Source organism: uncultured Oscillibacter sp. (assembly GCF_910579365.1).
Lineage (GTDB): Bacteria > Bacillota > Clostridia > Oscillospirales > Oscillospiraceae > Oscillibacter.
Genome location: NZ_CAJTUX010000037.1, coordinates 16,931 through 28,862 on the forward strand (window position 1 = coordinate 16,931; position 11,932 = coordinate 28,862).

The following is an 11,932-nucleotide window of genomic DNA, read 5'->3' on the forward strand; positions in this document are numbered from 1 at the left end:
AATTGTGAACAAGCGGCAACATTTTGGTATCATTTACTGAGGAAGGTCCGTTAAGACCGGGAGAAAAGAGTCGCTTTTTGTCATTTTGCCGGATGGTGAATCCGGCGAAAAGGTTTCTCTTTACAAATAAATTTCCCTTCGATATAATACATACGTTGCGAAATCTGTTAGGGATGGAGAATCATGTCATGGCTTTGATCGAATACGACGCTTACAAGCAAAAGCTCCGGGACCTCAGGCCGGAGCTGGAGGAGCTTTCCGCCGCCCTGGACATCGGCGCGGCGAAGCAGGAGGCCGCCCGGCTGGAGGACGAAACCGCCCAGGACGGGTTCTGGAACGATCTGGAGCGCTCCCAGAAGGTACAGCAGCGGCTCAAGCAGCTCCAGAACAAAATCACCAGGCAGGAGAAGCTGCTTGCCTCCTGGGAGGATTTGACCGCCCTGTGCGAAATGGGGCAGGAGGCCGAGGACGAGGAGATTCTGGAGGAGCTGAAAGCCGAATACGCCGCCCTGGAGGCCCGGACCGCCGAGACCCGGATGGCCACCCTCCTCTCCGGCGAGTACGACGGGTGCAACGCCATTTTGCAGTTCCACGCCGGAGCCGGCGGCACCGAGGCCCAGGACTGGGCCCAGATGCTCTACCGCATGTACACCCGCTGGGTGGAGCGGAAAGGGTTCACCTATAAAATCCTGGACTATGAGGACGGGGACGAGGCGGGAATCAAGTCCGCCGCCATCTCCATCGAGGGGGAAAACGCCTACGGTCTTTTGAAGAGCGAGAACGGCGTCCACCGTCTGGTCCGGGTCTCCCCCTTCGACGCCAACGCCCGGCGGCAGACCTCCTTCGCCGCGGTGGAGGTCATGCCGGAGCTGGAGAACGACGAGTCCATCGAGATTCGGGACGAGGACATTGAGATGCAGGTCTACCGGGCCAGCGGCGCGGGGGGCCAGCACGTCAACAAGACCTCCTCCGCCGTGCGGCTGATTCACAAGCCCACGGGCATCGTGGTGGCCTCTCAGCAGGAGCGGAGCCAGTTCCAGAACAAGGACAACTGCATGAAGATGCTCCGGGCGAAGCTCCTGGAGCTGAAGGCCCAGCAGCACGCGGAGAAGATCTCCGACATCAAGGGCGTGCAGATGAAGATCGAGTGGGGCAGCCAGATTCGCTCCTACGTCTTCATGCCCTATCAGATGGTAAAGGACACCCGGACCAGCTTTGAGACCGCCAACATCGACGGCGTCATGGACGGCGACCTGGACGGGTTTCTGAACGCTTATCTGACCCAGCTGGCAACGGGGGAGCTGAAGAAATGACTCCCTTTGGCTTTGCGGCGCTCAAGGGCGGCGCGGTCCCGGCGCTCCCACCGCCGTCCAACTCCCCGCCGGAGGCGTGATAAGCCAACCCCAGCCTTGAAAAGGCGCGGCTGTGACAGCCGCGTCCTTTTTCCGTCAGACTCTGCATATACAGAAAGGACTCAAAAGATGAAAGATAACAAAATGCAATCACCCTCTCCCGGCCCGGCCTCTCAGGAGAACAAGATGGGCACCATGGCCATTGCCCCCCTCCTGGCGGGTATGGCGGTGCCCATGATGATCTCCATGCTGGTCCAGGCTCTTTACAACATCGTGGACAGCGTCTTTGTCGCCCGCATCAGCCAGGACGCGCTGAACGCCGTCTCCCTGGCCTTCCCCCTTCAAAACCTGATGATCGCCGTGGGCGGCGGCACCGGCGTGGGCATGAACGCCCTGCTGTCCCGCTCCCTGGGCGAGAAGCGGCAGGACCAGGCGGACCAGGCCGCCAACACCGGCATTTTCGTCTTCTTCCTCAGCGCCGTGATTTTCGGTGTGTGCGGCTTCCTGCTGGCCCGGCCGTTCTTCCTGGCTCAAACGGACATCGCCTCCATTGTGGAGTACGGCACGGACTACGCCCGCATCTGCCTGGGGCTCTCCATCGGCATTTTCAGCCAGTTCTGCTTTGAGCGGCTGCTCCAGTCCACGGGGCGGACGGTGTACTCCATGATTACCCAGCTCATCGGCGCGGTGATCAACATCATCCTGGACCCCATTTTGATCTTCGGCCTCTTTGGCTTTCCCCGGCTGGAGGTGGCGGGGGCCGCCGTGGCCACGGTGTTCGGCCAGATTGTGGCCGCCCTCATCGGCCTTTGGATGAACCTCCGCTTCAACAAGGACATCCACATCCGCCTCCGGGCCATCCGGCCGGACCGGGCCGTGGCCCGGGAGATTTACCGGGTGGGCCTGCCCTCCATCATCATGCAGTCCATCGGGTCCGTTATGACCTTCGGCATAAACCAGATACTCATCGGCTTCACCGACACGGCCACGGCGGTCTTCGGGGCTTACTTCAAGCTCCAGAGCTTCATCTTCATGCCGGTCTTTGGCCTGAACAACGGCATGGTGCCCATCATCTCCTACAACTACGGCGCGGCCCGGCTGGACCGGGTGCGGAAGACCTTCCAGCTCACCGCCGCCACGGCCACGGTAATCATGGTAATCGGCTGCGCCGCATTCAACCTGATTCCCGGCGTCCTGCTGGGCTTCTTCAGCCCCTCGGCGGAGATGCTGTCCATCGGCACGGTGGCCCTGCGGGTCATCAGCTACTCCTTCCTGCTGGCGGGCTTCGACATCATCGCCGGGTCCGTCTGTCAGGCCATCGGCAACCCGGTCCATACGCTGATCTGCTCCGTCTGCCGCCAGCTGGTGGCGCTGCTGCCGTCGGCGTGGCTGCTGGCCCGGACGGGAATTCTGGACCTGGTGTGGTTCTGTTTCCCCATTTCAGAGCTGGTCTCCTTAGTGTTGAGCATCCTCTTCCTCCGCAAGACCATGCGGGCGGCGGAAGCGAAGTTAGCAGGAAACGGATAACGGAGGTTTTATGGAAGCGATCATCACGCAGCTCGCCCAGGAGCTGAACCAGCCCGCCCCGTACGTGGACAACGTGGTCCGCCTGCTGGACGAGGGCAACACCATCCCTTTCATCGCCCGGTACCGCAAGGAGCTCCACGGGGCCATGGACGACACCACCCTCCGGAACCTGGAGGAGCGTCTGGCCTATCTCCGGGGCCTTCAGGAGCGGCGGGAGACGGTGAAAAACGCCATCGCGGAACAGGGGAAGCTGACCGAGGAGCTCTCCCGCGCCATTGACGCCGCCGCCACCCTGGCGGAGGTGGAGGACCTGTACCGCCCCTATAAGCAAAAGCGCCGGACCCGGGCCACCATGGCCCGGGAGAAGGGCCTCCAGCCCCTGGCGGAGCTCCTCTTCGCCCAGAGGCCGGACGGCCCGGACCCCCTGGCGGAGGCGGCGAAATACGTGGACCCTGAGAAGGGCGTGGAGACGGCGGAGGACGCCCTGGCAGGAGCGTCGGACATCGTGGCGGAGATGCTCAGCGACGACGCGGAGCTGCGGAAGGTCCTCCGGACCCTGCTGGCGAAAAACGGGACGCTCCACAGCACGGCCGCTGTGGAGGAGGATACGGTCTACCGGCTGTATTATGAGTTTGTCCAGCCCCTCTCCCGGATGCAGGGACATCAGGTCCTGGCCATCAACCGGGGGGAGAAGGAGGAGAAGCTGAAGGTTTCCGTGGAGCTGGACCGGGACCTGGGCCTGCGGACCCTCCGCCGCCGGACGGTGGTCCCGGGGACGCCCGCCATGGAGTTTGTCAAGGCCGCGGCGGAGGACGCCTATGACCGCCTGATCTTCCCCTCCCTGGAGCGGGAGGCGCGCAGCGCCCTTACGGAGGAGGCCGGCGAGGGGGCCATCGGCCAGTTTGCCCTGAATCTCAAGCCCCTTTTGATGCAGCCGCCGGTGAAGGGCAAGGTGACCATGGGCCTGGACCCTGGCTACCGCATGGGGTGCAAGGTGGCCGTGGTGGACGGCACGGGCAAGGTGCTGGACACCGCCGTGGTCTATCCCACCTATAACGAGCGGAAGAAGAACGAGGCCATCGCGGTCCTGGCGGAGCTCATCGGGAAGCACGGCGTGGAGCACATCGCCATCGGCAACGGCACCGCCAGCCGGGAGACGGAGCAGATGGCCGTGGAGCTCATCCGCCAGGTGAACGAGACCGGGCGGAAGGTCTCCTATATGATTGTGTCGGAGGCCGGCGCCTCCGTGTACTCGGCAAGCCCGCTGGCGGCGGAGGAGTTCCCGGAGTACGACGTGAACCTCCGTTCCGCCGTGTCCATCGCCCGGCGGCTCCAGGACCCCCTGGCGGAGCTGGTGAAGATCGACCCCAAGGCCATCGGCGTGGGGCAGTACCAGCACGACTGCTCCCCCAAGCGGCTGGACGAGGCGCTGAACGGCGTAGTGGAGGACTGCGTCAACGCCGTGGGAGTGGACGTGAACACGGCGTCCCCGTCGCTGCTCCGGCGGGTCTCGGGCCTGACGGCGGCCACGGCGAAAAACATTGTGGCCTATCGGGAGGCCAACGGGCCCTTTACCGCCCGGAAGCAGATTCTGAAGGTCCCCAAGCTGGGGCCCAAGGCCTTTCAGCAGTGCGCGGGCTTCCTCCGGGTGCCGGAGAGCGCGTCCGTGCTGGACAACACCGCCGTCCATCCGGAGAGCTACGGCGCGGCGGAGAAGCTGCTGGCGCTGACGGGGCACTCCCTGGCCGACGTAAAGGCGGGAAAGCTCCAGGGCCTCCCCGCTCAGGTGGCCGCCTATGGCGAGGAGCGGGCGGCGGAGGCCGCCGGGGTGGGCGTGCCGACTCTGCGGGACGTGGTATCGGAGCTGATGAAGCCCGGGCGGGACATCCGGGACGACCTGCCCAAGCCGGTGCTGCGGACGGACGTATTGGAGATGAAGGACCTGAAGCCCGGCTTGACGCTGACAGGCACCGTGCGCAACGTCATCGACTTCGGGGCCTTCGTGGACATCGGCGTCCACCAGGACGGTCTGGTGCATATCTCCCAGGTGGCGGACCGCTATGTCAAGCACCCTTCCGAGGTTGTGTCCGTAGGGGATGTGGTAAAGGTGGTTGTCCTGGAAGTAGACGAGAAAAAGAAACGGATTTCCCTCTCTATGAAACAGGCAAAATAGGCCCGCAGGGGCGGCTGTCAGCCGCCCGTTCCCCCAAGAACCCCGGCAAAAATGAAGAGCGGAATACAAAAAGAAAAACGCGTGAAGACGAAAGTCTTCACGCGTTTTCATCCCTTCACCCGAATGGCGTTGACCGGGCAGCCGTTGGCGGCGTCCCGGACCCGGGGGTCTCTCCCCTCCGGCTGGGCAATCACGGTGGAGGCGCTTCCGATGACGCGGAAGACCTCCGGCGCGGCGTAGGCGCACATGCCGCAGGCGATGCAGCGCCCGGCATCCACAGTAACGGTCATGGCGGTCCCTCCTTTTTGGCGTCCTGCTTTTATCATAGCGCGAAAGCGGAGGTTTGTCCAGACTGGAAACTTCAGGGGAAACCGTCGAATTTTGTTCACGAATTGTCATTTACTTTCCAGCCGGTTTGTGCTATGGTGGAAACGTTCGATTGACCCTGTACAAGATGGAGGACCTCTATGAAACGAATTTTTCCCCAGGCGCTTTCCCTGCTCCTTGCCCTCTCCCTTCTGGCGGCGCTGGCGGCGCCCGCCCTGGCCTCGGAGGCCATGGGGGACGACCTCACCACGGCGGACACCCTGCTGAACCGGGAGACGCAGCTGTCCACCAACGTTTTCTGGAGTACCGTCAGCTCCGATTACCGGACGGAGAACCTGATTACATACACGCCCAATGACGCCGTCACCCCCATTGTCACCTACGGCGGCGTCCTCACGGACCGGAGCAGCGTCTCCAACACTGCCAAGGCCCTGGAGGAGCAGGGCTGGCGGGTGGTGGCCGGCATCAACGGCGATTTTTACAACGTGAACAACGGCCTGCCCATCGGCATCGTGGTCACCCAGGGTCAGCTGCGCTCCAGCGACGGGGGCTATCACGCCATCGGCTTCCGCGCCGACGGCACCGCCATTCTGGGCAAGCCCGGCGTTTCCGCCAATGTGACCTACACCGTCCAGAACGGCACCGGCCTGCCCCTTACCGACCAGGAGGGGAACCCCCTCTACGACGAGCTGGGCAGCCCCCTCTACGACGGCACCGGCCAGCTTCTGGAAAAATCCCTCCGCGTCTCCGCTGTCAACAAGGCCCGGACGGAGGCGGGGGTGTTCCTGTACACCTATGACTTCAACGCCTCCCACACCACCGGCAGCACCCAGCCCGGCGTGGACGTAATCTGCTCCGTGCAGGAGGGGACGCTGGCCATCGGCGGCACGATGACGCTGACGGTGGACCGGGTGGCGGAGGGAGAGGCCTCCCCGGTGCTGGCGCCCCATCAGGTGGTGCTCACCGCCAACGGCCAGGCGGCGGCGGAGACCCTGGCTGCCCTTCGCTCCATTCCGGCGGGGGCGGTGCTGACGCTGTCCCTCACCGCCGCTGACCCCGGCTGGAACGATGTGCAGTACGCCGTGGGCAGTCTGTATGCCCTGGTGCAGAACGGGGCCGCGGTCCCCGGCCTTCCCTCCGGCGCGGCCCCCCGCACCGCCGTGGGCCAGCGGTACGACGGCAGTTTGATCTTTTACACCATTGACGGCCGGAAGGCCGGTCACTCCATCGGGGCCACCATGGACCAAGTGGCCCGGCGGCTGGTCGAGCTGGGCTGCGTCACCGCCCTGTGCCTGGACGGCGGCGGGTCCACCACCCTGACCGTCACGAAGCCCACGGAGTACGCTGCCCGGCGGATCAACCAGCCCTCTGACCGGGTGGAGCGCTCCGTGTCCAACCAGGTTTTCCTGGTGGCCACCAACCAGCCCACCGGGCAGCTGGACCACTTCCACGTCAGCGCCGACAACGCCTACGTCCTGGCGGGCAGCAGCGTGCTTCTCTCCGCCGCCGCCATCGACACCCATTATATTCCCATGGACGAGGGCTATGAGCTCACCGCCTCCGCCGGGACCCTGGCGGGCGATGTCCTCACCACCCCCCTGGAGGGCGGGGACATCACCGTCACCGCCCAGGGCGGCGGCGGACAGGGCTCCGCCGTAATCCACGCCATCGCCGCGCCGGACGGCGTGGCGGTCCGGAACGCGGATGACGCCATCATCACGGAGCTGAGCGCCGCCCCGGGTACCTCCGTCCAGCTCCACGGCTCCGCCGCCTACCGCCACCTGCCCCTGAAGGCGGACCCGGCGGCCTTCACCTGGGCTCTGGAGGGGGACATCGGCACGATTGACGAGAACGGCCTCTTCACCGCCACGGCCCTGGGCACGGGAAAAATCACCGTCTCCGCCGGGCCCCAGAGCGCCAGCATCGATGTGACGGTCTCCACCCAGCACCTGGAGACGCTGGAGGACTTCGAAGGCGAGAGCACCATCTTCCGGGGCTCCGGCGAGGGGGCCAATTTCAGCCTGAACCGGGACGGGAACTATGTCCGCATGGGCGGAGGTTCCGGCAGGCTGGAGTATGACCTTACCCAGGGCGCGGCCCGCTGGAACGCCACGATTCAGCCCGCCGTTTTGAAAGAACCCTATACCGGACTGAACCTCTGGGTGAACAGCAACGGCTCCGGCAATACGCTGTCCCTCCTCTACAGCGCCGGTGAGGAGGAGACGCAGGTCCTGCCGCTGACCACTCTGGACGTGTCCGGCTGGAAGCAGGTCTCCGTGAACAACCTCACCCCCGGCATGACCATCCGGGGCCTGGAGGTCAGCGGCACGGGCAAGGGCGTCCTCTATCTGGACCAGGTGGTGGGCACCTTTGACAGCATCGTGGACAGCGCGGCCCCTGTAATTACGGCGGAGCTGAACCAGGAGGAGCGGACCGTCACCGGGGCGGTGCAGGACGCCGTGGACGGCATTCTCCCGGCCAAGGACGTGACCGTCTCCTATAACGGCGCGGACGGCTCGTCCCTGGGCGGGTACGACCCCGCCACAGGCCGCTTCACCGTGACGCTCCCCGACTCTGGAGAGCGCCAGGAGATGAGCCGGGTCACCGTCACCGCCAAAGACCGTTCCGGTAACATCGGCCGGGTTTCCGTGGACATACCGGCCTATGCTGTGGAGCACAAGTTCACGGATACCGCGGAGTACTGGGGCGCGGACTACTGTGACTTCCTGTACAACAACGATATTTCCAAGGGCTATGACGACGGGACCTTCCGGCCCGACGAGCTGCTGACCCGCCTGGACTTCTCCGTCATGCTCTACAACGCCCTGAGGCTGGACCCGGCGAAGTACGCAGAGGTCTCCCTGCCCTTCGCGGACCTGGACCAGATTCCGGAGCAGGCCCTGCCCGCCGTCCGGGCGCTGTATAAGGAAGGCGTGGTCACCGGCTCCGCCGGGAAGGACGGGAAGCTCTTCTTCAACCCCGCCGGGAACCTGACGCGGGCCCAGGCGGCGGCCATGATCGGCCGGTCCCAGGAGAAGGGATACGCCGCGCCGGAGCTGGCCTTCGCCGACGCCGGGGAGATTCCCGGGTACGCGAACTTCTACATCCGCACCATGTCGGCTCAGGGGATTCTCAGCGGCTATGCCGACGGGACCTTCCGCCCCCAGGCCAACATCACCCGGGGACAGATGGCCAAGATTCTTTATACCATGCTGTAAGACGAAAAAAGCGAGACCCGGCGTTTACGCCGGGTCTTGCCTTTTGTCAAAAACCGTTTTCTTCTGGCAACAGGGCGCCGCAGCAATGCAAAGGCAGGCGGCTGGCCGCTTCCTCCGAGAGGAGGTGAGGCTGCATGCGGATTACGCTGCATATCGGGGCCTTTTGACTGAGAGCAAAAAACAGTTTTCATTTATTTGACTATCTTATTCATTAAAAAATCAATCCGATGTCATTCAGAAAGGCGCACAATCGAATTAGCTATTTCTGCCATATGTGAATCATGCGTGATAATGATACAAATTTTATCTGCAAATAATGTATTTACCGATTCCCGCACCAATTCTTGGGTATCGACATCTAAGTTGGATGTTGCTTCATCAAAAATCACAACATCTGGATTTTTGATAATCATTCTTGCAAACGCAATTTTCTGTCTTTGTCCACCAGATAAATTCTTCCCGTTTTCACTTATTATAGTTTTTAGTCCATTTTCAAATTCAGACATATCAAGTCCCGCTTTTTGGAGAATTGAAGTAATTTTGTTTTCTGTCAGCTGTGGCGCAGCATACATCAGATTATCTATCAAAGTTCCAGAGAACAAAACAATATTTTGTGCCACAATGCCTATTTTTTCTCTTAAATCAGATAACGAGATTTCTTTCAATTCTATGTTGTTTATCTTTATAGAACCTTTGTAGTTTTTATAAAATCCCATGAGCAACTTAGCAATCGTTGTCTTACCGCTTCCGTTTTTTCCGAGTAATGCAATTTTCTCATTTTTATGAATAACCATATTAAAGTCTTGAATAACATTGTGGTTCGTGTACCCAAATGAAACATCTGTAAACGATACTTTGGTAACGTTCTCTATTTTTCTCTTTCCCTCAATTTCATTCTCTGTTTTAAGCCTTAAAATAGTACCGATTCTAGATAAAGCAGCAGTCCCCGGCTGCACCATAACACGAATACTTGCCAAAATTTGTATAGGTGCAAATATTACTGTTGCATACTGTGAAACTGCCCAGTAATCGCCCATAGACATTTTTCCATTAATTATAAATAATCCAGAACAGATAATGAGTAAAACTGAAAATATATTAGTAAAACCTTGTATACCCTCAGAAGCAAGGTTCATTTTCTTATTACGTTTTATGGATTGTTCTGCAACATTTCTTATTTGCTTAGCCATTTCATTTGCCCGCTGTTTTTCTAAATTCATTTCTTTAATCGTTGAAATACCACCTATATTTTCTTGAATCTTTCCGGATGTTTGTGCATTAGCTTCAAGTAATGCTTTTGAAACTTTTTTAATTTGTATACTTGAATAATTAGTAAAGTAATACAAAACAGGCAAAAATATAATCAATATCAAGGATAATTCCCAACGTATCGACAATATAAATATCCACGCTCCAACACACGAAAATATACTGGTCAAAAATTTTAAAAATACAGGCGAGAAAAAAACATTTAGGGAATCAGTTTCTTTTACACGTTCTAAAATATAGCCTGTCTGTTGTTTATCAAAAAACTCCATAGGCAATTTTAAAACCTTTGAAATCAAGTCATTTTTAATATCTGCAACAAAGTAGTTGCTAGTCCGGATCAATGATTGGCTGATTAAATAATTAGCAAAAAAACTGATAGTATAAACAAATAGCAGGCATATTCCGCTCAACAAAACGGTTTTTATTGATAGCCTTGCAATACCGTAATCCAGGAGGATTCTTGTAATGAACGGCGGGCACAAAGTTATAAAGGATGAAAAGAGCATTAGTGCTAATAGCGCACAAACTTTTTTCCTTTTGAAATAGGATAATAAATAGCCATAGTTTTTCATAAATATTCCTTCAATATTTGATTTAGTTCAATAAATGCAGACGTATTTCTTATTAGATCAAACGGCTGGCTTGAAAACCCTGACACAAAAACATGGATAAGCATACGATCTTTTATGGGATCTTCCTTATACATTGTGATAAAGTTTTGTATTAATTCTAAAGCTGCATTTTTTTGACTGCTTAGACAATAAACATATGCCATGTTCATATAAACCATAAAATATAAATTACGGCTTAGCCCTAATACTGTTATAAGAGCGCATTGCTTTTCTAAAATATCTTTTGTGCAAGTCAAGTCGTTTTTTATCCAATATGATACCTTATTACGCAATTCATATATCAACTGTATTCCTAACATATTTATTGCTGAATCTATTATGTCAATGGCATTTGCATTATTTTCTCTTAGTATTAGACTATTCTTCATGTCTATTGCCATAAATTCATTTTCATCAACAAGGCAGGCAGACGCATCTTCGTACTTTTTAATCATAATAAACAAATGTGCAAGCAAGAAATGTTTTTGTGACTGAACACTATCATCTATACATCTCTGACATATTAAAATCATCTGACGGATTAAATTTTCACGAATTTCGGAATCTTTTTCTAAAGCTAGATATGGAAGTACATTTTTTAGCAAATCAATCTTTATCCTATCATTTGTTGGATATAAATAAACCAGCCTTTTAATCCGCTCAATTCCATGAAGGCACTTCCCGCTTGCAAATAACTTTATACATTCCTGCCTGTTTTTTAGATATTCTTCTTCCGACAAATCATTTGAAAATCCAAACAGACAATCAATGGAAATATGAAAATATCTGGCAATCACGGGGAACAGTGTAATATCTGGATACATTTGTCCATTTTCCCATTTAGAAATTGCTGCGCTTGAAACGCCCAATACTTCCGCTAACTCTTCTTGTGTAATACCCTTTGCTTTGCGTAATCCTTGTATAATTTTTCCAACAGGTAATCGCTCCATCATATTTTCCTCCTCCTCGTATTGTACGATTTTTAAATTCCGATTTCCATGTATAAGCGGTCAACAATAACTACAATTTCTTATAACCTATTGTTAATATAGCATTGTACCCAAAAATTATTTACAATAGGTTTTATGGAATAAAGAATGAGAGGGATTCCGTAGTAGTCGGCATTGTGGAAAAATCCAAAAGTTTAGATCTTTCCACAATGCTTGTCTTTTGGTTTTTGGTTTCTTTGGTTCGCAATAGTGTGGTGCTGGCGGTCTATCTCTTGTTTTCGGTTGCTTGCTTCTTTACCGTACATGAGCATTACGGTAAGGATTGTTGTGAAACGAAGAAACCGCCACCCGGCACGGTGGCGGTTTCTATTTTGAAACACTGAATCAATCGGGCCAGCCGCTTTGCTGCGTAAGCGTCAAATTCCCCCACACCTTGCCGGAGAGCAGAGAAAATGAGAAAATGCAATAGAGTCTGGTGTAGTGCCGTGTACTATCAGATAGTACA

General features: G+C 56.4%; 8 protein-coding genes. 5 read left to right on the forward strand and 3 right to left on the reverse strand.

Annotation, left to right across the window (positions count from 1 at the left end; translation table 11 throughout):
* The first annotated feature begins 188 nt into the window (after window positions 1-188).
* From prfB to QZ329_RS09710, 3 genes are all read left to right on the forward strand, one after another.
* Window positions 189-1,313 (forward strand): peptide chain release factor 2, encoded by a 1,125-nt coding sequence (gene prfB / locus QZ329_RS09700; RefSeq protein ID WP_295751773.1) that lies wholly within the window; start codon window positions 189-191, stop codon window positions 1,311-1,313.
* A gap of 168 nt (window positions 1,314-1,481) precedes the next feature.
* Window positions 1,482-2,879 carry an MATE family efflux transporter gene (locus QZ329_RS09705; RefSeq protein WP_295751776.1) on the forward strand — a complete coding sequence of 466 codons (1,398 nt, stop codon included), beginning with the start codon at window positions 1,482-1,484 and terminating at the stop codon, window positions 2,877-2,879.
* Window positions 2,880-2,889: 10 nt separating this feature from the next.
* A complete protein-coding gene (locus QZ329_RS09710) occupies window positions 2,890-5,052 on the forward strand; it encodes a Tex family protein (RefSeq protein ID WP_295751782.1) in 2,163 nt (720 codons plus the stop codon).
* A gap of 107 nt (window positions 5,053-5,159) precedes the next feature.
* On the opposite strand, the gene QZ329_RS09715 is transcribed toward QZ329_RS09710, so the two are convergent.
* Window positions 5,160-5,342 (reverse strand): ferredoxin, encoded by a 183-nt coding sequence (locus QZ329_RS09715; protein ID WP_295751785.1) that lies wholly within the window; start codon window positions 5,340-5,342, stop codon window positions 5,160-5,162.
* A gap of 177 nt (window positions 5,343-5,519) precedes the next feature.
* Here QZ329_RS09715 and QZ329_RS09720 point away from each other — a divergent pair, with 177 nt between their 5' ends.
* A complete protein-coding gene (locus QZ329_RS09720) occupies window positions 5,520-8,597 on the forward strand; it encodes a phosphodiester glycosidase family protein (protein WP_295751788.1) in 3,078 nt (1,025 codons plus the stop codon).
* Window positions 8,598-8,827: 230 nt separating this feature from the next.
* On the opposite strand, the gene QZ329_RS09725 is transcribed toward QZ329_RS09720, so the two are convergent.
* On the reverse strand, window positions 8,828-10,438 hold the full coding sequence (locus QZ329_RS09725) for an ABC transporter ATP-binding protein (RefSeq protein WP_295751790.1): 1,611 nt from the start codon (window positions 10,436-10,438) through the stop codon (window positions 8,828-8,830).
* Window positions 10,435-11,430: a helix-turn-helix transcriptional regulator gene (locus tag QZ329_RS09730; protein WP_295751792.1), complete on the reverse strand. Its 996-nt coding sequence runs from the start codon at window positions 11,428-11,430 to the stop codon at window positions 10,435-10,437. Before QZ329_RS09730 ends, QZ329_RS09725 begins: the two co-directional genes overlap by 4 nt.
* Window positions 11,431-11,603: 173 nt before the next feature.
* On the opposite strand from QZ329_RS09730, the gene QZ329_RS09735 reads away from it, so the two are divergent.
* Window positions 11,604-11,810, forward strand: a complete 207-nt coding sequence (locus tag QZ329_RS09735; protein WP_295751794.1) for a hypothetical protein — start codon at window positions 11,604-11,606, stop codon at window positions 11,808-11,810.
* Window positions 11,811-11,932: the final 122 nt, after the last annotated feature.

Excerpts from the sequence above, each read along its gene's own strand:
- QZ329_RS09725 (WP_295751790.1), bottom strand. The coding sequence starts at position 10,438 with ATGAAAAACTATGGCTATTTATTATCCTATTTCAAAAGGAAAAAAGTT.
- QZ329_RS09720 (WP_295751788.1), top strand. The coding sequence starts at position 5,520 with ATGAAACGAATTTTTCCCCAGGCGCTTTCCCTGCTCCTTGCCCTCTCC.
- QZ329_RS09705 (WP_295751776.1), top strand. The coding sequence starts at position 1,482 with ATGAAAGATAACAAAATGCAATCACCCTCTCCCGGCCCGGCCTCTCAG.
- QZ329_RS09710 (WP_295751782.1), top strand. The coding sequence starts at position 2,890 with ATGGAAGCGATCATCACGCAGCTCGCCCAGGAGCTGAACCAGCCCGCC.
- QZ329_RS09730 (WP_295751792.1), bottom strand. The coding sequence starts at position 11,430 with ATGATGGAGCGATTACCTGTTGGAAAAATTATACAAGGATTACGCAAA.
- QZ329_RS09715 (WP_295751785.1), bottom strand. The coding sequence starts at position 5,342 with ATGACCGTTACTGTGGATGCCGGGCGCTGCATCGCCTGCGGCATGTGC.
- prfB (WP_295751773.1), top strand. The coding sequence starts at position 189 with ATGGCTTTGATCGAATACGACGCTTACAAGCAAAAGCTCCGGGACCTC.